Source organism: Cupriavidus sp. C3SS-1 (genome assembly GCF_057073755.1).
Genome location: NZ_CP172699.1, coordinates 247,551 through 267,460 on the forward strand (window position 1 = coordinate 247,551; position 19,910 = coordinate 267,460).

18 protein-coding genes are annotated in these 19,910 nt (G+C 58.1%); 6 read left to right on the forward strand and 12 right to left on the reverse strand.

Features of this window, described 5'->3' with window-relative positions:
• Position 1: 1 nt before the first annotated feature.
• The 4 genes from ACIGJC_RS01180 (at position 2) to ACIGJC_RS01195 (ending at position 3,862) form a co-directional block, all read left to right on the forward strand.
• Positions 2 to 1,864 (forward strand): ORC-CDC6 family AAA ATPase, encoded by a 1,863-nt coding sequence (locus ACIGJC_RS01180; protein ID WP_483710215.1) that lies wholly within the window; start codon positions 2 to 4, stop codon positions 1,862 to 1,864.
• Position 1,865: 1 nt separating this feature from the next.
• Positions 1,866 to 2,849: a hypothetical protein gene (locus ACIGJC_RS01185; protein ID WP_483710216.1), complete on the forward strand. Its 984-nt coding sequence runs from the start codon at positions 1,866 to 1,868 to the stop codon at positions 2,847 to 2,849.
• Positions 2,850 to 2,916: 67 nt separating this feature from the next.
• Positions 2,917 to 3,234, forward strand: coding sequence for an H-NS histone family protein (locus tag ACIGJC_RS01190; RefSeq protein WP_483710217.1), 318 nt, complete (start codon positions 2,917 to 2,919; stop codon positions 3,232 to 3,234).
• Positions 3,235 to 3,436: 202 nt separating this feature from the next.
• The gene (locus tag ACIGJC_RS01195; RefSeq protein ID WP_483710218.1) at positions 3,437 to 3,862 is read left to right on the forward strand and encodes an NUDIX domain-containing protein; all 426 of its coding nucleotides are present in this window, start codon (positions 3,437 to 3,439) and stop codon (positions 3,860 to 3,862) included.
• A gap of 94 nt (positions 3,863 to 3,956) precedes the next feature.
• Here the strand turns inward: ACIGJC_RS01195 and ACIGJC_RS01200 are convergent, their stop codons facing one another.
• Positions 3,957 to 4,601, reverse strand: a complete 645-nt coding sequence (locus tag ACIGJC_RS01200) for a HugZ family pyridoxamine 5'-phosphate oxidase (RefSeq protein WP_483710219.1) — start codon at positions 4,599 to 4,601, stop codon at positions 3,957 to 3,959.
• Between the two features lie 527 nt (positions 4,602 to 5,128).
• Between ACIGJC_RS01200 and ACIGJC_RS01205 the strand changes: the two genes are divergently transcribed.
• Together ACIGJC_RS01205 and ACIGJC_RS01210 are read left to right on the forward strand one after the other, a co-directional pair.
• Positions 5,129 to 5,665, forward strand: coding sequence for a hypothetical protein (locus ACIGJC_RS01205; protein WP_483710220.1), 537 nt, complete (start codon positions 5,129 to 5,131; stop codon positions 5,663 to 5,665).
• Positions 5,666 to 5,885: 220 nt separating this feature from the next.
• Positions 5,886 to 6,383, forward strand: coding sequence for a cupredoxin domain-containing protein (locus tag ACIGJC_RS01210; protein ID WP_483710221.1), 498 nt, complete (start codon positions 5,886 to 5,888; stop codon positions 6,381 to 6,383).
• Here the strand turns inward: ACIGJC_RS01210 and ACIGJC_RS01215 are convergent.
• From ACIGJC_RS01215 to ACIGJC_RS01265, 11 genes are all read right to left on the reverse strand, one after another.
• A complete protein-coding gene (locus ACIGJC_RS01215; RefSeq protein ID WP_483711439.1) occupies positions 6,370 to 8,187 on the reverse strand; it encodes a DUF3141 domain-containing protein in 1,818 nt (605 codons plus the stop codon). The genes ACIGJC_RS01210 and ACIGJC_RS01215 overlap by 14 nt on opposite strands.
• Before the next feature lie 49 nt (positions 8,188 to 8,236).
• The gene (locus ACIGJC_RS01220) at positions 8,237 to 8,905 is read right to left on the reverse strand and encodes a YqaA family protein (RefSeq protein ID WP_483710222.1); all 669 of its coding nucleotides are present in this window, start codon (positions 8,903 to 8,905) and stop codon (positions 8,237 to 8,239) included.
• A gap of 10 nt (positions 8,906 to 8,915) precedes the next feature.
• Positions 8,916 to 11,351, reverse strand: coding sequence for a heavy metal translocating P-type ATPase (locus tag ACIGJC_RS01225; protein WP_483710223.1), 2,436 nt, complete (start codon positions 11,349 to 11,351; stop codon positions 8,916 to 8,918).
• 43 nt (positions 11,352 to 11,394) lie between these two features.
• A complete protein-coding gene (gene ppk2, locus ACIGJC_RS01230) occupies positions 11,395 to 12,198 on the reverse strand; it encodes a polyphosphate kinase 2 (RefSeq protein WP_483710224.1) in 804 nt (267 codons plus the stop codon).
• Complete coding sequence (ftsH, locus tag ACIGJC_RS01235; protein ID WP_483710225.1) at positions 12,179 to 14,116, reverse strand: ATP-dependent zinc metalloprotease FtsH; 1,938 nt, start codon at positions 14,114 to 14,116, stop codon at positions 12,179 to 12,181. The genes ppk2 and ftsH overlap by 20 nt, the downstream gene beginning before the upstream one ends.
• A 148-nt stretch (positions 14,117 to 14,264) precedes the next feature.
• Entirely contained in the window at positions 14,265 to 14,531 is a 267-nt protein-coding gene (locus ACIGJC_RS01240) for a DUF5676 family membrane protein (protein ID WP_071071274.1), read from the reverse strand.
• Positions 14,532 to 14,566: 35 nt separating this feature from the next.
• Positions 14,567 to 15,232 carry a methyltransferase family protein gene (locus tag ACIGJC_RS01245; RefSeq protein WP_483711440.1) on the reverse strand — a complete coding sequence of 222 codons (666 nt, stop codon included), beginning with the start codon at positions 15,230 to 15,232 and terminating at the stop codon, positions 14,567 to 14,569.
• Positions 15,232 to 15,492, reverse strand: a complete 261-nt coding sequence (locus ACIGJC_RS01250; protein ID WP_483710226.1) for a DUF2933 domain-containing protein — start codon at positions 15,490 to 15,492, stop codon at positions 15,232 to 15,234. Before ACIGJC_RS01250 ends, ACIGJC_RS01245 begins: the two co-directional genes overlap by 1 nt.
• A 346-nt stretch (positions 15,493 to 15,838) precedes the next feature.
• Positions 15,839 to 16,060 carry a hypothetical protein gene (locus tag ACIGJC_RS01255; RefSeq protein ID WP_140952835.1) on the reverse strand — a complete coding sequence of 74 codons (222 nt, stop codon included), beginning with the start codon at positions 16,058 to 16,060 and terminating at the stop codon, positions 15,839 to 15,841.
• The gene (locus tag ACIGJC_RS01260) at positions 16,057 to 18,516 is read right to left on the reverse strand and encodes a heavy metal translocating P-type ATPase (RefSeq protein ID WP_483710227.1); all 2,460 of its coding nucleotides are present in this window, start codon (positions 18,514 to 18,516) and stop codon (positions 16,057 to 16,059) included. The genes ACIGJC_RS01255 and ACIGJC_RS01260 overlap by 4 nt, the downstream gene beginning before the upstream one ends.
• Before the next feature lie 178 nt (positions 18,517 to 18,694).
• Positions 18,695 to 19,876 carry a methionine adenosyltransferase gene (locus ACIGJC_RS01265; RefSeq protein ID WP_483710228.1) on the reverse strand — a complete coding sequence of 394 codons (1,182 nt, stop codon included), beginning with the start codon at positions 19,874 to 19,876 and terminating at the stop codon, positions 18,695 to 18,697.
• Positions 19,877 to 19,910 lie beyond the last annotated feature (34 nt).

A 19,910-nucleotide genomic window follows, 5' to 3' on the forward strand; every position in this document is an offset into this window, starting at 1 on the left:
CATGAGTAACGCAAAAATGGAGTTTGCGCTGGGCGTCGAAGCCTTCAATGCGAAGTACCTGGGCCCTGACCAAGTGGCAGATGGTTTCGTGTACTCGGAGCACTTCGAAGAGTTGGCAGGCGAATATCCAAGTGTCCTCGTGGGCCCAAGGGGTAGCGGCAAGACAACGCTACTCAAGATGCTGCAACCAGCAGCACTGGCCGCTTGGAATGGGCAGAAGGCGGAACTCTTCCGGAAGCAGATTAGCTACAGCGGCGTCTTCATCGCTTCGGACATAAGTTGGTCAAAGCAATTGAATTCACTAGGCTATGGGAAGCTCCGTGAAGACAATCACCGCACCTTGGTTTTGGCCTGCTTTACCACGCATGTCATACACGCGGTTCTTGAGACTATGGCAGCGAGAGTTGGCTCGAAGCATGAGTATCGTCGAGTGGATTTGAACAGCGACGATGAGGCTACGCTCGCTCGTCAGCTCTCAGAAACTCTACGGGTCAAGCCAGACGTCCCAAGTCTCCTGTCCGTTCGACAGGCACTAAGAAATAGGCTGTCAGACATTCGTGTCCTCGCGAATGCGTGCAGTCTTCTGCCTCATGACGAATGTTCCCGTCGTTTGGCAGACCTCTCTCACCTTCATCTGGACTTTCTGGACATCTGTTCGAACATCTGTGAAAGCTTCAATGCGGCGGTAGGCGAACCCGAGGCAAAGTGGGCCCTTCTTTTTGATGAACTGGAAACGGCGCCGGACTGGGTCATTGGCCATCTGTTTTCCGCGTTGCGGGTTTCGTACCCACGACTCTATCTGAAGCTGGCGATTAGCCCTGTCTCTGCTACGGCGTATCGCGCGCTCTTCAATCAGGAAGGGCCGGCGCTAGAGCATGACTACAAGCAAGTACGCCTTTGGTATCTCGACCGTGCGGACTCGAAGGCATTCTGCCGAGCACTTTGGCGCTCACTAACAGCAAAACATGGATTGCATATCACTGCCGAGGAGGCTTTTGGACGGTCAGTGTTTGAGCCCAAGGACAACCGAGGCGTTCGGCGGAAGAGTCCATACAGTCCTGGAGAGCCTTGGCATCGTATCTTTATGTCGTTGGTGACGAAGGACCGGACATTCGCTGCTTACTTGAAGGCGAAGAGCATTGACCTATCCGCCGCAGAGACGTTGTGGGCGCACAAGCGCGATAGTGTCTTGCGAAAGGCCGCTCCCGTTGCAGCACTGAGGGATTTTTACTTCCACGAATCTAAGAAGGGAAGTGTTTCAGTTCGAAAGCGAAAAACTCTTGAACTGTACGCCGGGGTTGACTCAATCTTTGCAATCACGGAAGGTAATCCACGGTGGTTTATTAGTTTGACTTCGCCTCTCATCAATTTTCTTGCGAAAAGCGGTCAGCGACGAATTCCAGCTGCGGAGCAAGCTCGAGAAATCGAGGCTGCAGCTGACCGTCTGTTGGCTCTCATGAAGACTATTCCTGTGGAGCGGAGTCATCCACAGGACAGTGTTTGGGCACTTGATTCACTGTTAAATGAGATTGGAAGCAGGTTGCACTCCGACCTGATGGATAAGGCTTTCAGTGCAGACCCTGTCCTCACTTTCGTCGTTGATGAGGCCGTACCCAAACATGTTCAGGAGTTGCTGGCAGCTGCAGTAAACAGAGGCGCAGTTATGTTAGTTGACGAGTCGTCTTCCAAAGCAATTGTTGGTGAAATGGTTAACGCGAAACTACGTCTCAGTTTTATGCTTGGTGCCAAGTATGGTTTGCTTTTGCGAAAGGGCAAGTCAACGCAGTTGTCGAACCTATTGCCGAAGAGCGTTAAGAGACAATCCCAGCCGATGCCTCTGCAGCTTTCACTGGACGTTGACTAACATGCTCACGATAAAAGCCATCTGTGATGCGGATGTATCCAGCGCCACCGTACCAGACGTGGTGATTTGTGCATGTGGTTATGAGGGGCGTTCCACTGCCGTCGCCGCAAAGATGCGCGAGCTTGGTATGAGTCCTGCGCCGCGACAAGTCGCTCTCGGATTCGGGACCCAGCAGGTGCTTAGGTACGCGGAAAACAAGTCATGGTTTCAGGCTCATGGGTTCGATGTTGTCGAAACCATGGATGAGTCATTTCGCTCAAGCATTGACGCTATCCTGCATGAGATAAGTCAACAACTCGACCACGTTAAAATCGAGATAGACGTCTCATGCTTAAATCGATTCCGATTGGCACATTTGGTTGATGCCGTTCGATGCATGGAAGTGAAGGCTGCAACGGTCACCTTTCACTACTGTCTAGCGGAGTACACTCCTCCCATCGAAGATGCTGCCCCAATTGTTACTGTAGAGCCAGTGATTCCTCAATTTTCTGGATGGACGACTAGGCCGGACAAGCCGCCCGCCGCAATAGTTGGCTTAGGTTATGAGACCAATAAAGCAATCGGTGTCGTCGACCACTTAGAAATTAATAATGCCACGTGGGCCTTTTATCCAGTAAGTCCAATACCAGAATATCATGATAGCTTGCAGCAAGCTAACGAGTCGTTGCTAAGGCTGATTCAGACAGATGGGCGGTGCAGGCCTTACGAAGTCGGTCAGCCCGCTAAGCTGTTCCAGGAAATCAATTCATTGGTACATATGCTCCGGACGAATTTCAATATTGTGCTCATACCGTTCGGTCCAAAGCTATTTGCTCTTGTGGTGCTCCTGGTAGGGTGTATGCACGAAGATGTGGGTGTGTGGCGAGTTAGTAGTGACTCGCTTGAGCAGGCAGTGAATAGAGTTTCCTCTGGAAATTTCATAGGACTAAAAGTGGATTTTCGCCGTGACGCGGCGGACCCTTTTTACGAGTCTACGCGCGGTTGATGCGAGGGCCTTGTTCAACGCGACCGAGCACGTTGAATAGGCTGGATTGCTATCAACAGGAGAGAGTATGGCAACGTACAAACAACTGCTTGCACAGAAGGAAGCCCTGGAGGCGCAACTTGCAGATGTGCGCGCCAACGAAGTGACCGGCGTTATCGAGAAAATCCGTTCCCTGATGGCCGAGTTTGGGCTGACCGCGGAGGACATTGCTGACAAGCGCCGCCGCGGTCGTCCCGCCGGAAGGGGTACGGCTAAGGCAGCCAAAGAGCCTCCGCCGCCCAAGTATCGTGACCCCAAGACCGGCAAGACCTGGTCAGGCCGTGGCCGCACACCCGCATGGCTCGGCAAACGACCGGAGCGCTTCCTCATCGCAGAAGAGGCGTAAGGAAGCCGGGCTCCATCCATCCTACGTGACACGGTTGCATCTACAGGCAATACTTTGCCCGTAAAGCCGGAAAAATCGGTCATAGCGGGCAAAGTCTTGCCGCTTAATGCGGAGCCTCCGAGGCCAGCACGCTTCGTCTTGGCCACTTCCTCCTATTCCTTGCAGTTCTGCCTTGTAGTGCCCGGGTGCAAGGCGACCGAATATGGCAGCAATCAAATGTTCAGCTGGTCTAGTTGTGATGCGTCAATTTGACGGCCAGTGGTGCTGTCTCATCCTGCGCGCGTATCGAAACTGGGACTTCCCGAAAGGGCAGCCCGAGCCTGGTGAAGAACTGTTGCAAACGGCGCTGCGCGAGACCACGGAGGAAACGGGGCTGTCTGAACTGGAATTGCCATGGGGCGAAGACTATCGCGAGACCGAGCCATACTCGAAAGGCAAGGTCGCACGCCTCTATCTCGCGCTGTCGAGCCAGGGTGATGTGAGTCTCCCGGTCAGTGCCGAACTCGGCCGGCCGGAACATCACGAGTTTCGATGGGTGTCCTTGGTTAGAGCGCGGGAGCTCTTGCCGACACGGTTCTGGCCCATTCTGCAGTGGGCACAGAATGTCGTGGGTACCGCGAACGTTTGACTTGGCCGGGCCCAGACCATGTCTGATATGCCAAATTGGCGCGCCACTAGGCCAGTTGCTGTTGGGCGCGCCTGTAAGCCTTGGAGAACGGGTGTCAAGTAAGACTACGTGCGATGCTCAAGGAAGCTTTCTCAAAGGCTCCGCCAGCCAATGGCGCATTTGGAAAGCTCTGTCGTGTTCGTCTTCCGTTGATTTCATAGTCAATGCCATAGCAATCGACGCCGAGTACGCGGATGCCAGTTGGGACAATGCGTGACATTTCGCGTACCAGATTTAATTCCCCTTGCTCCTGGACTTGCGGCATGGTTTCCAGGACTGAGCTCTCCACCCAGCCCATTCGACCCGCTCCGGCGATGAACCTGATTTTTGTTGGCTTCAATCGAAAGAGCGCGAAATCCAGAGCTAGAAGCTGCTCGGCACCAGGCTCATAGCGCAGGTAGCGACTGAGGACGGCAGAGCTCGGGTCAAACCGTTCCGCTTCTCCAACTATGGTGAGCCTGCGGGCGGATTGAACGTCGATAACCCCGGGCTGCAGTACTGACAGGCTTATCCGCGAGTCTGCAAGCAGATTCTTGGTGTACTCGGCCAGCGCACTGATGCAGATAATCGGGTGGTGCGCCTCGTCGGGAACATACGGCACCACGGTCGCGTAAGGGTATCCAGGCAGGAGCGCCGAATTGGTGGCAAGAGTGCCGTAAGAAGTTTCGTGCAGTAGATTGATTACGTGTTTGATTAGCATCTCGCGCCCACAATGCAATCTTCACAGCATGGTAACAACGCAACCGGACTGAGGATTCACAATCGAGCGCGACCACTGTACCGACGAGCAATCCGTCTGCCTGGGCAGGCTACCCCAGTACCGACAGAGCACTGGCTCAATCTGTCCATTCTGCATCTATTTCCCCATCAGCTTGCCCGCGAGAATGTAATCCCCGAGGCTGGCCACTTTTGCCTCCAGCCGCTCCAGTTCGGCTGCTGGCTTCAACCCAAATATGGCAGGCGTCGCCGGAGCCATGTTCTTGTCTGGGCTCTTGCTCTATATGTGGGTGAGGAGACGCATCCGCGCTTGAACCCCGCTAGTTGAGGCTCGATGCGAGGCCACCAGCTTTTTGGCGGTCCAAAGAAGAGATAGCTCGGTCGTCCCAAATACTCTCGGTCGCCCAGCGGTCGAACGCAGGATTTTGGTTGATTCCTGTCAATTTGGTGGCACACACGTGGCGTATAGTCCATAGTAAATTGTCTTCCTTAGACATGAGGAGCTTTAGCATGGTCCACATCCGCCGCCTTCCCATCCTCCTCGCCGCCGCCACTCTTGCCTGGGCGCCTGCGGTCTTCTCCGCCTCGCCATCGACGGACGCGGAGCACGAGCAGCACCATCCGAAGGAGGAAGCCAAAAAGCCGGTTAAGAAGCCGGCACCGGCAGCCGCCCCGGCGGCTGCTCCCCAAGCCACGGGAAACGCTGACCTCGACGCACAGGTCGCCCACCTTCGTGCTATCCGCGAGCGGCTGTCGCGAGCCAATACATCGGAAGAGCGTCAGGCACTAATGGCCGAACGCAACAAAGTCATGCAGGACGCCATGTCCATCATGCAAAAGGACATGATGGGAATGGGAATGGCTGGTCCAAGCAAGGGCAAAGGCCAAGCCACGCCGGCCCAGATGCAAATGTGTCACGACATGATGGGCCAGCACATGGCCTTTATGCAGGAAGTGATGCCAATGATGATGGACAATCAAGGCATGATGGGCGGCGGCATGGGTCCCGGCACTGGGATGGGCCCGGGTGGGATGATGGGCAAGTAACCGAGGCATACAGCTCCGGTCCGTTGGCGGGGCGAAGGCCTGATGCGCCACTTCGAGGTCCGCGTGACATTCGATAAACTGTAGTCCGCAGCCAGATAGTTGTTGTTGCTTGCCCGTGTTTCGTTTTGTCACGCGTGTTGTTCTCTTGCTCCTGATTGTGGCGTTCGATGAGGGGTCTGTCATGGAAGCTCTCCCTTCTGTCCAGCAGAGGGGTTGTCCAATGAAACTCGGGCAGACATGCAGATGGACGGCTCTTGCCATTGCCTTCGCGCTGCCCGCTTCCGCCCTGGCAGCCGGCAACGAGCCGGAATGGTTGCACGGACACGGCCATGGGGGAGGAGGAGTCGCCGCTGTCGGGAAGCCTGGTGACCCCGCCAAAGTCAGCCACACCATCACGCTGACAGCGTCAGACGGCGCGCCATTCACACCATCGACGATAACGGTGAAAAGAGGCGAGACGGTACGTTTCATTGTGAAGAACTCAGGGAAGGTACCGCACGAGATGGTGCTGGGGACCGACAGTCAGCTGACCGAGCTCTATCACACCCGGATGCAGGCGCCAGGAAAGGCGTTCAACAGTCCCAACGCCATTACAGTTGGGCCCGGAAATTCAGCCGAGCTAATTTGGGAGTTCACGAAGTTCGGCACGACAGCCTTTGGCTGTCTATTGCCGGGCCACTACGAGGCTGGCGAAAAGGGCACCATTATCGTTCAGTGAAGCCTTGAGTCGGGGTACACGGCGCTCGTGACCGCAAACTGCGGTCATGTGGCTGACAGCACGACCCGTCACAAGTTTCAGGAGCAGTTCGCTCCGTGGGAACATACAGCCACGGCTGTCCATAGAGGCAGAGGAACGTTACCTCGGCGGCGACATCGCAGATAGACCGGCTCGCTTGCAATGCACCCGCCGCTATGGTGCTCATGGCCTGCTCAAGAGAACGCCACTGGTTCACTTCCGTCGATTCCACGCGGGCCGACCTTGCTTCGTCCGCCATCGCTGCGATTGGTGAAAGCCAGGGCTGGAACCGCTCAGACCAGGCATAGCAGGTCCAGCGCATGGGATGTGCCCACTTCAGCCACTCCGCGCCCCATGGCGTTGCGGCAGCGCGAACGTATGGGCCGACAAAATGCTCGTATAGCTTCTCATTGAATTCCGAAACCGCACGGACGCGCTCAAACTCGGCGCGCGGATACGTGAACTGAATATCCTCGACGCGGCGCGGGTCAAACGTGACACGAATCTTCTGCGTGTCTCCAACGGCCTGCGGTGTATCGCTGCTCAGTCGCATCTCATATAAGCCCGGAGGCAGTGCTTCTATCGCTTCCATGCTTTGCAAGATGGCTCGGTGTTCATGGAGCGCAACGCTTGCAGATACGAAAATGCCAAGGTGGCCCACATGCGGATTGGTCAGGTAGACAATCCGCTGGCCTGCGGCGACCAAATCGTCGGTGCTTGCGTACACCACAGGTATCCAGCCCAAGGCCTGATGTGGTGGCGTGATGTTGTCGCCGTAGGACGCAAAAATAACAATCGGCTTGGCGATGCGCCGTAGGTCGACCGTGCAGTCGCAATCCACGTGAACCTCGCCCGTTTCGAGCTTGTTGCCGACAAACAGGTCTTGGACGGTCGCTACCAGCTCTTCGCGGCTCAGAAAGTAGAATCCGTTCCACCAGCGCTCGAATTCCAGAAATCGCTCCTGCTCCCGCTCGGGGTTAGCAAAGACCGCGTAGAACTTTTCCCATAGCGCCGACTCCGGCTTGAGGAACTGGAAGTTCTGCACCAACCATGCACCATCGAAGCGGCCATCGCCCAGGTCCGCAAGAAAGTTCGCAGCCCAGACACCGCCACAGAACGCGCCGAGGAGGCGCATCGGATTCACGCCTGGCTCGCCAGACCAGTACGACAGTGGCGAGCCATTGAGAACGGAAATGCCAGATACATGCTCACAGCAGAGGGCGGACAGCAGTATCACCTCCCACCCAGCCTGGCAGTTTCCATAGAGGACGGGTTCCTGACCGTCGTGCAGCCGGGCCACTTCCTGAACAAACGCTCGCAGAGCATGGAGAACGTCAGCTAGTGTCTGACCAGGGCAAGGAATCGGGAAGAAGATGACGAAGTACACGGGGTGCCCTTCGGACAGGGCCATGCCGACTTCGGAATCACGCTTGAAGCCACCAATTCCCGGCCCGTGACCGGCGCGAGGGTCAATCACCATGACTGGCTTTGCGCCAGGGCGTACGCGCTCCTCCAGATGGTCCGTGCCACAGCGAGTGATGCGGAGCAAGGCATAGTTGGCCGGTCGCTCAAATGTCCTGCCATCGAGCAGCATTTCATAATCGAAGTGCAGCAGTGGCGGAAGGCCAGCCTCTTCGTGCGCCAGCATATTGTTGGCGCGTTGCCTCAGGACATCGACGAAGAGCGTCCAACGCTGAGCAACGTCAGCGGCATAGTCCCACCACTGGTTGACCATATCCCTCGCAACTGCCGCATGCGGCGTCTCAGCAGTGGATGGCGAGGTCATCTGCGAGTCAGGAGATGCAGCAACGGAGGAGGAGCGCGCCGGGCGTCCCTTACGTTGAATCGTGTCTTCGGCCATGTGGCACCTTATTCCTTCCCAATGACGTCATCATTTCTACTATCTCACCCTGCAGTGGGTCTCTGGCGCGAGCGGCAAGCCAAGCAACCACACCATACTTCGCAAGTTTTCCACCAAGAATGCTGCCGAACACGGCCAGCGGAGAGAGTTCCGCCAGCGCGACGAAGACGAGCGCCGGTGTTTGCGGCAGAGGTGACGCCGCGATTGCCACCAATGCAAGGAGCCCATAGTCCTCGGTATAGGCGGCAATCTGCACCCATCGGGCCGAGCGTGTGAGTTCGGGGAGATAGCCAAGCAACTTCTCCCAGCCGAGATGGTGGAAGACCACGTAGAGCACGAGCGCCGCCGCCCCGCTGCCGACAGCGGCGCACAACGCGATGGCCTTCCATCGCCGCGCGCTAAGCAGCACCGAAGTCGTTACCAGTGGGACCATGGGGATACACATGCTGAGCGTTGCGACGAAGGCAAGCCCACCGACCACGAAGGGGTAAATTGCCTGGTCCGCCCGCGTCGCCAGAAGTTCGAGGAAACTTGGAAAGACCAGCCGGCTGAGCTTTTTTGCATGCCTCGCATGCGCCGGCAGACGTCGGGCACTTCCGTTCCCCGATGACCTGGCCACGTGGCGTTCTGTATTCTCGGCCATGTAACTCTGCTCAGCCACCAACAGGCGCCGGTACATCCGCGGGTGATACCGACTGCGACGCGCCGCGGATACCGGCCAGCTTCGTACGCTTGAGCAACAGCGCATTGATTGCGACCAGTGCGGAGCTGCCGGACATGGATATTGCCGCAATCGCCGGACTCAGGGTGAATGGGTATAGGACACCTGCGGCCAACGGAAAGGCAATAAGGTTGTAGGCAACCGCCCACCAGAGGTTCTGGTGCATTTTCCGCAGCGTAGCGCGCGACAGCTCAATGGCTCCCACCACGTCGAACGGGTCGCTCTTCATCAGAACAATGTCGGCGCTATCCATTGCCACGTCAGTGCCAGCGCCAATGGCGAATCCGACATCGGCCTGGGTCAGCGCAGGCGCGTCATTGATGCCGTCGCCCACCATACCAACCTTCTTGCCCTGCGCCTGCAGTTCCTTGACCTTCTCAGCCTTTTGCCCAGGCAGCACGTCCGACAGCACTAGCTCGATGCCCAAGCCAGTCGCAATGCGCTCGGCAGTGGCCTTGTTGTCCCCCGTTAGCATCGCCACCTGCACGCCGCGCTCGCGCAACTTCTTGATTGCTGCAGCTGAGGTCGGTCTCGGGGCATCGGCGATGGCAATCAGGCCAATCAGTCTGCCGCCATGCGCAACATGAATGACCGTTCTGCCAGCTCCTTGCATCAGGTCAGACTTCTCAGTAAGGCCGTTCATGTCTACGCCGTGGGTAGCCATGAGCTTCCGATTACCGAGGAGCGCGGGCTTCTCGTCGATGTCGGCTGTGGCCCCCATGCCATCGACATTCGTGAAACCGGTGGCCACGGGCCTCGCCAGTGCACCGGCACGTTTGAGGATGGCTTGGGCGAGTGGGTGTTCCGACGCTTGCTCGACAGAGGCGGCCAGCCCGAGCATGGCGTTCGCGTCCACTTCCGGCGGCGCGAAGATGTCCACGACCTCGGGTTCCCCCATGGTCAGGGTGCCAGTCTTGTCGAATACGATGACATTCAGCTTGGTGGCTTCTTCCAAAGCGGAAGCATTCTTGAACAGAATCCCGTTCATGGCACCGAGGCCGGTTCCAACCATCACCGCCATTGGGGTTGCCAACCCGAGCGCATCCGGGCAGGCAATGACGAAGACAGTAATCGTGAGCGTCAGGGCAAACAGAACGGTCTGGCCTAACCACCAGTACCACACAACGAACGTTGTGATGCCGATGGCAAGGGCCGCGAGCACCAGCCATTGCGAGGCACGGTCGGCCAATAGTTGGGCTGGCGCTTTGGAGTTTTGCGCCTCCTGCACCAGTTTGACGATTTGTGCCAGAGCGGTGTCACTGCCAACCCGGGTCGCCCGATAGTGGAAGCTGCCACTCTTGTTAATCGTCGCGCCGATGACGCTGTCGCCCGGCCCTTTCCTTACAGGTAGCGACTCGCCCGTCAGCATCGATTCGTCCACTTGGGAACTGCCGTCGATGACCTCACCGTCAGCGGGAATCTTGTTGCCTGGACGGATGATAACGACGTCGCCCAGCCTCACTTCCGCAGTCGGAATCTCCACCTCTCGGCCGTCACGCACTACCGTAGCCTTGGGCGGAGCCAGGTTCATCAGTGAACGGATAGCGTCCGATGCACCGGCACGGGCTCGCATCTCCAGCCAGTGTCCCAGCAGGATAAATACCAGCAGGACGGCCGAGGCCTCATAGAACTGCTCCCCGGTAAAGAAAAAAGTCGCCCCGACGCTGAACAGGTAGCCCGTCCCGACGGACAGGACAACCAGCGTGGCCATGTTGAGCGTGCCATCTTGGAGGGCGCGCCACGCGGACACGAAGAAGGGCCAACTCGGGTACAGGATGGCCGCGCTCGCCAGCAGGAACAGCCACAGGTTCATCTCCAGTCCGAACGGGGGAGCTGGCATGGGAATCTTCATCCCCATCGGGGCGTACAGAAAGATGGGAATTGTGAAGACCAGGCAAATCCAGAAGCGGTTGCGCATATCGCGAACCATCTCTCCCATGTCCATGCCAGCCCCGTGTCCCATGTCGTGGGCCATGTGGTCATGTGCCGTGTGGTCCTTCGCTTTCCCTTTCGCACCGTGTGTAGCCGCATGGACATGGTCCGGGTGTCTGCCAAGTGCAGCTAGCCGGGCTGCCGTGTGCGCGTGCTCGCCAGCAATGCCGCTTGCGACGAGGTCGCCCGGCGGGTCTTCGGGCGTGCAAATGTGCTGCGGCACGAGTTCGCCATAGCAATGGTGGCCGCACTCTTCGAGTTTCGCCTTGATGGCGCTTAGACTCGTCACCGTATCGTCATACTCGACCGTCGTGCTGCCCGAGACGCAATTGACGTCTGCTCTGACAACCCCTGGTATGGCGGCGAGCCGCTTCTCCACCCCGTGAGCGCTGAGAACGGAAAGGAGGCCTCCAACTTCAATGATGCTGGTCTTCATCTCATCCATCCTCGCAGTTCACAGGTCTCGTTGAGCTACCGGTTCACTTCGCAATCGCCCCGCTCAGCAGATGTTCCTCCGCGTAAGGGAACACAACTTCGGGATTAGGGCGAATCAGCTCTTCGTCCTTGTCCGCATAGTGCAGGCGCGTCAGTAAATCCTTGATGACACTGAGGCGCGCGACGCGCTTGTCGTCGGCACGCACGACGTTCCATGGCACGATGTCGCTGGTTCGAGCAAACATCTCGTTGCGAGCCTTGCTGTACTTCTTCCACAGTGACACCGCCTGCTCGTCAATGGGGCTGACTTTCCATTGCTTTAGCGGGTCTCTGCGGCGCTCCTCGATGCGCTTTTTCTGTTCGGGCTTGCTGATGTCCAGGTAGTACTTGATAAGACGAACTCCCGAGCGCACCAGCATCCCTTCGAACTCCGGAACGCTTGCCATGAACTCCTCAACCTCGGCGTCGGTGCAGAAGCCCATCACGCGTTCTACGCCCGCCCGGTTATACCAACTGCGATTGAAGAGGGTGAACTCGCCGGCGGCCGGGAGTTCGGCCGTATAGCGCCGGAAATACCATGAGCCTCGGTCACGGTCGGAGGGCTTCCCAAGCGCGACAACGCGGGTTTCACGCGGGCTGAGATGTTCCACAATGCGCTTGATGGTGCCGTCCTTCCCGGCGGCGTCCCTGCCTTCAAAAATCACCAGAATCCGGTCGCTGCAGGAAATGAAGTGCTTCTGTAGCTTGACCAGTTCGATTTGAAGCAGGTGGAGATTCTCCTCGTAGGTCTCATGGGAGATGGCGCTTATCTCGGTAGTAGCGCTCTTGCTACTTGCCTTCGTTTTCATGGTTCACCTTCCGAGAATTTGGCGCCTCTGTCGCGGCTGGGTGGGACTTCCCAGAGGTCAGCGGGGTGACTTTTTCGGAAAGCAGCAGCTCCAGGGTAGGCCGGTCTACGACCTCCTGTTCGAGGAGTAGCTTCGCCAGCGCGTCTAGCTTGTGCCGATTCGCCAGCAGCGTCTGCTTCACGCGCTGGCTCGCGTCACCGAGAATCTTTCGGACCTCCGCATCAATAGTCCGGGCGGTTTCCTCGCTGTACTCTTTCCGGTCACGGGGCATCATGCCTGCGTCGTTGAAGAGCGGATTCCGCATATCCTCGTATGTGGCAAGCCCCAGCTCCTCGCTCATGCCGAACTGCGTAATCATCTGGCGAGCCATGTCAGTGGCACGTTGGAGGTCGTTCTGGGCCCCGGTTGAGACGTCTCCATAGACAATTTGCTCGGCAATGCGCCCCCCTAGCAGGACGTCGAGCCGGTCATAAAGTTCGCTCTGCTTCAGCAGATAGCGGTCTTCTGTCGGTGTCTGCTGCGTGTATCCCAACGCAGCTACGCCTCGCGGAATAATGGAGACCTTCGACACGCGGTCGGCGTGTGGTCGCGATTCCGCCACGATGGCGTGACCCGCTTCGTGGTAGGCGATGGTCTCCTTCTCCTGCGGATTCATTACGCGATTCTTCTTCTCGAGTCCACCCACGATGCGGTCAAGTGCCTCATCAAAATCAGTCATGTCCACCGCATCCTTGCCCTTGCGGGCGGCAAGAAGCGCGGCCTCATTGACGAGATTGGCGATGTCGGCGCCAGCGAAACCAGGTGTGCGGGCTGCCAGTTTTGTCAGCTCGACAGTTGGCGCGAGGACGACATTCTTGACGTGTACCTTGAGAATCTGCTCGCGACCCTTCAGGTCAGGCCGGTCCAGCGCGACGTGGCGGTCAAACCGCCCGGGGCGCAACAGCGCGGGGTCCAGGATTTCAGGCCTATTGGTGGCCGCCATGATGATGACGCCCTTGTTGGTATCAAAGCCGTCCATCTGGACCAGCAACTGATTCAGCGTCTGTTCGCGTTCGTCGTTGCCGGACACCGCGTTGAGTGCACGGGTCTTGCCGAGCGCATCCAGTTCATCGATGAAGATGATGCAGGGGGCCTTGGTTTCGGCCTGGTTGAAGAGGTCGCGAACACGCGCTGCACCAACGCCGACAAACATCTCCACGAACTCCGAACCGCTCATGCTAAAAAATGGAACGCCGGCTTCGCCCGCGACCGCCTTAGCCAGCAGTGTCTTGCCGGTGCCCGGCGCGCCGAGGAGCAGGACGCCCTTGGGAATCTTGCCGCCCAGGCGCCGGTAGCGCTGGGGGTCTTTCAGGAAGTTGACGATTTCTGCGAGCTCTTCCTTAGCTTCGTCGATGCCTGCAACGTCGGCGAAGGTCACGCCTGTTTCTTTCTGCATGTAGACCTTGGCCTTGCTTTTGCCAATTTCCATCATGCCGCCGGCGCCAGCGCCTACTCGTTTGATGAGAAAGCTCCATATGGCAAAGAACAGCAGCGCGGGGACAATCCATGACAGCAGGACGCCAATCCATTTGTTGTCTGCTTGGCCCACGAAGCGTACTTTTGCCGCTTCGAGTTCCTGGACCAGATTGGGGTCATTGACGCGGACTGCCGAGAATGCGTGGTCTCCCTTTCCCTGCTGCAGCATTTCGTCGACCTGTTGCTTGGGAAGCAGATTCTCGATGCCATCGGTGTTCAGCGTCCCCGTGATGGCGCCTTCTCCGAGTGTGACATTCCTGACCTTGCCAGCCTTCAATAAGACCTTGAAATCACTGTACGGCAGCGTCTCGACGTGAGAGGGAGGGAAGACGCTCTGAAAGATAAGCATCGCCGTGACCGCCGCGAGTATGTACCAAAGGGAAAACTGTTGACGCGGCTCCATGGGGGCCTTTTCATCTTGTGGTCAATCAAAAGCTCGGCGACCAGTGCTGTCTGCACGACCACCGAGCCCATCCGGCCTCAACAACGAGCCAGCTTTACACCAAGGGTTCAGACCCTGGTGAGAGTTCCATTACGTCAATGCCATTGGGTCAGCGGTCACTCCTGAGGGTGTTAAAGAGCCAGGCAAAGAAACTGCCGGCGGCAAAGAACCAGACGGCAAACACAATGGCCGGGTAGATGACGGACCACCAGGACACCGATTCGCCAGTCTGCAGGCGTCGGAAATCAAGCCCATGAAAAAGCGCGTTCATGAAGTTCATGAAGGGCTCGGGGGCTGCCATCCAGACGAGCGTGCATAAGGCATAGAAGAGCACGACCGTGGCTGACAACGTCACACCAGTTTTGAAGGGATTCATGGCAGCCTCCAATTGCAACGGGTTCCAGCCAAGCCTCAGTGAGGCCTGGTCCGAGGCATCTCGCCATCTCCAAAGTGCGGGATGAAACCAGGAGTTCTTCGCCGGTATGCCTCATATTCCTGTCCAAATTCCGCCAGTGCGTCCCGCTCCTCGGCTAGGGCAAGGCGAACGTACATCCAGACCAGGATGGGGAACATCGCCAACGTGAGTATCGTGGGCCATTGCAGCAGGAATCCCAACATAATCAGGATGAACGCCACATACTGCGGATGCCGCATACGAGCGTAGAGCCCAGTGGTGGCCAAGGTGTGTTCCTGCTGAGCCTTGTACAAGACTCGCCACGCCGCAGACAGCATGAGAAATCCGCCGAAAATCAGGATGTCGCTGGCGATGTGGAAGGGGCCCAGGTGGGGATTGCCCTGCCAGCCGAAAATCATCTCCGGAAGATGGCCGGCGTCATGGGACAGGAAGTCGATTCCGGGAAACTTTGCCGACAGCCATGGCAACAGGAGATAGATGGTCAGGGGAATCCCATACATCTCGGTGAAGAGCGCCACGATGAACGCCGAGAAGGCTCCAAAGGAGCGCCAGTCCCGAGCAGTCTTCGGTTTGGTAAAGCTGAACGCAAAGATGAGGAAGACCGCCGAGTTAATAATCACCAGCGACCACAGGCCGTACCCGTTTTGCGCGTTGTGTTCCATCATCGCTCTCCCTTTTGGCCCATGTCGTTTCGCTCGTCGCGCTGGCCGTGACCGGGGCCATGGCCGTGATGCATGAAGAGATGCATCAACGGGCACGCCGCCAGCAGCAGGAACGGCAGGAACTGAATGACGTGCGCCCGGTGCTCCGTCCAGAGGAAGTAGCCAATCACCAAGAGAAAGCCAATCGTGACCAACCTGGAGCGGGAAATCTTCCGTTCCGTATCGTCTGGATGCTCGTGACTGCTATGTTCGTGATTCATACCTGCCTCCGACTCGGGAAATCGTTTAGCAGCAACCGTGGTGGTGGTGCCGATGAATGTATCTTGAGGGGTCTTGTTGAAATACCTTGCGCGACGCTTCGGATTCGAAGAAAAATGTCCGACCTTCGAAGTTCGCCGTGATAGCGTGAGCCACGTCAACGGTTTTGCCGGTGACTGGGTCACGGGCAGTGGAGCTGTACTCCTGCGTTGTGTAGCGTTGCGCACCGTCTGGATTGGTTCGACGGCTCGTGAATCGCTGCCACGCTATCAAGGCCACGATGCCAATTCCGCTTGGCAGGAGCCACGTCAGATTCTGCGAGAGCCAGTTCATGTGAAGGCCTCCTCGTCAAGGATTGCCTCTGGCCTTGCGCTCGCGCTCCACGGCCTGTTGAATGTCACATTCGCACTGACGGGAAAGCCGCCAGCTGACCCACACTACGACGACCGGGCAGGAGAGTAGAAGAATTGCGACCAGTAGCGTGAGTGGCGATATACCGAACCAGTAAACGACGACGATGGCAAGGAGCGTCGCCAGTGCCGCGCAAATCCATGCGACAGTATGTTTCATATCACCTCCCTACTGGCCTGGCCAAGCCGCACACGCTTGAGCAGCGCGGAGTTGGCCACCACACTCAACGACGACAGCGCCATGGCTGCAGCCGCAAAGATGGGATTCAACAGACCGAAGGCGGCGACCGGAATCCCGACGGTGTTGTAGATGAACGCCCAGAAGAGGTTCTGTTTGATTTTTCGCATCGTGGCGCGCGAGAGTTCGATGGATGCCACCACATCACGGACGTCGTCGCGGATGAGGATGATGCTTCCCGTCTCTTTGGCGACGTCCGAGCCAGAGCCGATGGCAATACCGATGTCCGCCGCTGCGAGTGCCGGTGCATCATTGACGCCGTCACCTACCATCGCCACGACTTCGCCCTGTTTCTGCAAGGCCTGAATGGTTTCGACCTTGTCTTCCGGCATGACTTCAGCAATCACTTTGTCGATGCCGACTTGCCGGCCGATGGCCTCCGCCGTCCGACGGTTGTCTCCGCTGAGCAGCACCACTTTGATGTTGCGTGCCCTCAAGGCGGCGACAGCCTCGGTGGCCTCTGGCTTCACCGTATCGGCCACTGCGACTATGCCAAGCAGCGTATTGCCAGCGCCTACCAGCATGGCGGTCTTCCCGTCGGCCTCGAGCCTTTGCAGCACCGACTCAGCGTCACCGGTCGGGATTCCCTGGCGCACAAACAGCCGCCGATTCCCGAGCCAGGTCTGTTGCCCGTCGACCTGACCCTGGATACCCATGCCAGACAGGGCGGTAACGCCGGTTGCCTTGGGGATGGTAAGGCCGCGATGTTGGGCAGCCCGCACGATGGCTTCGCCCAGAGGATGCTCAGACCCGCTTTCGACGGCGGCAGCCAAGGTCAATAGCGTTGATTCCTCATGGTTCGACAATGAGATGACGTCGGTGACGGTCGGCTCGCCTCGCGTAATCGTACCGGTCTTGTCGAAGACCACCGCCGTCAGCTTCTCAGCGCGCTCCAGCACTTCCCCGCCGCGAATCAGAATGCCGTTATCCGCGCCCTTGCCGACTCCGACCATGAGGGCGGCCGGGGTCGCGACACCGAGGGCACACGGGCAAGAGATAATCAGAACTGCCACAAACGCGAGCAGTCCATGGGGGAAGTGCCCCGCGACGCTCCAACCCACCAATGCCAACATGGCAACGGAAACCACGGCAGGCACGAAGTAACCAGTGACCTGGTCCGCCAGCCGCTGAATCTGGGCGGTACTGGCCTGGGCGTCCTCGACCATCTTGATAATCTGCGCGAGCGCGGTATCGGCGCCAATCTTCGTCGCCTGGAATGTAAAGGCGCCGCTGCGGTTCAGGGTGCCGCCTATGACGGCAGTACCAGGCTTCTTCTCAACGGGCATCGACTCGCCAGTCAACATTGACTCGTCGACGCTGGACTCACCCTCCACGACCTTGCCATCCGTGGGAATCTTCTCGCCCGGGCGCACGACAACGGCCTCGCCCACCATGATGCTTTCGGCCGGGATTTCCACTTCCTTCCCATCACGCAACACATGCGCCACGGCCGGACGAAGGTCGAGCAGGCGCCGTACCGCTGCCGACGACTTCTTCTTGATGATTTCCTCCATGTACTTGCCCAGCAACACGAAGGCAATAATTACCGCCGACACCTCAAAATAGACGTCCCGCTCCTCGACCTTAACTGGCAACCAGGTTGGAAAGAACAGCACCACCACGCTGTAGAAGTACGCGACGGACGTCCCCAATGCGATGAGGAAGTCCATGTTGATGTTGCGGGTTCGGATGGCGTTCCACGCGCCCTTGTAGAAGCTCCAGCCGCCAATGAACTGCACTGGCGTGACCAACAAGAACAGCCACATGCCCCACGTGAACCAAGGCAGAGCCGGAATCGGTGCCCACGTCAGCAGGGTGGCGCCGGCTGCCAGGGCCAGGAATGCACCCGCCCGCAGCACAGCAAGCGCGAGGACGCCCGTGAGGGCAATCGTCACGCGCGTCTTCATGGCCTTCAACTCGCTTTCTGGCGACTCGAAAGTCCGTAGGCAACTCTCGCTGCAGAAGTAGTACTTGCGGTTGCCACGCTCGGCGGACAGGGCCGTCGCCTTGTCCACCATCATTCCGCAAATGGGGTCCTTGGCGGTTTGCTTGGCACCGACGGTGGTCGCTGGGAGTACGGCCGTGGGGGGCGGAGAAATGCTTACGCCCCCTGGGGTATCTTCGGCGAGCGGCGGCCGAATGTATCGGGCCGGGTTGACGAGGAACGCCTGTTGGCAGTGGCTGGAGCAGAACCAATAGCGTTGGTGGTCGACTTCCGCACTGGCGGCCGCTTCCCCGGGAGAAACTTCCATGCCACAAACAGGGTCGCGCACGTTTTGCTGGCGAGCAGTATCCAGGTGACTTGTCGGTTGGGGAGCGTGCCCACCCATGATGGTGGATTCTTCTCCAACCGTAGGGGTAGCGGACCTGGTCGACATGCCATCCTCCTGGGGGCGATTGGCGGCTGCAAGGCAGGATTTACCTTAATAGTCTCGTCCTTCGGGGAACTTGCTTATTGATGTCAGTCAAGGAATGCGAATTGCTCGCACCCTTCTCAAAGTGGGCGATGCTCGAAAATGGTGCCTTAGTGTATGGATGTCGGCAGGCGAGAAGGCCTTAGAACACCTGAATCGTCCCTGTCGCCAACTCCTTGACCAACGTGGGAAGGTTGGCCAGCTGCTGCCGAAGTAGCTCACGGATTTCCTGTTGCTGAGTCGACGAGAGCCCCTGTTCCGCTACAACATCGATGGCTGCCAGTTGTGGCTGGTTGATTGGGCGGCCAATACCGGAAAGAAGCCGCACTACGACCTCGTTGACGCCGCCAACGTCCTTCGCAATAAGTCCAGCCAATCTGTGGGCCAGCACGTTATAGAGCTTGCCAACATGGGCCGCCGGGTTCTTTCCCGCTGCGGCCTCCAGTGACATTGGCCGGTATGGGGTAATCAAGCCGTTGACCCGGTTCCCGCGACCCACCTGACCGTCATCGCCATGCTCCGCGCTTAGGCCAGTGACGGTCAGGTAGATTCCACTTTCATCACTGGCATCGTTGTCGTCCAGGGTATTGATGGCAATCTCAACCGCCGTTTCGATGCGTTCCATAAGGTATGACGCAATCTGCCCCTTCACAGTGAAATATTCATCGACCGCGCTTATATAGCGGTCAACAAACGCCAGCGCGATGGTGAGACGGTGATGCCCATCGAGTCGACTGCCCATGACTTTGAAATCATGTCCGGCTGCCTGAAAAGAGGACTTAAATTCACTTGAGCGTAGTAGCTGCGCGGCTGACAGAACGGCCTCTTCGAGGCTTGAAAGTGGCGCATACCCGACGCCGAAAGAAGTGTCATTCGACAGCGGGACGGATGTGCCGGTGACGCGCCGGAGGTTTGGGGCCGAAGGTCGGAGTATGGGCTCTACCCGAATTTCATTGCCGGCCCGGCCTAAGCAGGTCAGGAGGTAATCACGAATGGCCCGCTCAACGATTTGCTCAGCACTGACAGATGGCAGTTCGGTGACAGGGCCCGAGACCACCAAGCGCATAGGTCGTAAGAGCTGCCCGCCACCGAATTTCGGCTCACTCATAGCGCCGACGAGGAGCGCCTTGTCGAGATTGAAATGCTGGATTGCCCCATAGTCGTCCAGATAGGCACGGCACAGGGCATGGGCTGCAGCCTCGACGGCACCGTCGCAAAGGCTGTCTGGGTGCCCGACGCCTTTGTGCTCGCACATCTCGGTCTGGTCCATCCACCTCGAAGGCGCACTAGAGACGGAAATCGCAATGTTCTCGGCGGTCAGCATCACTCACCCCAATGACAAAGGCTCCATATCGCCA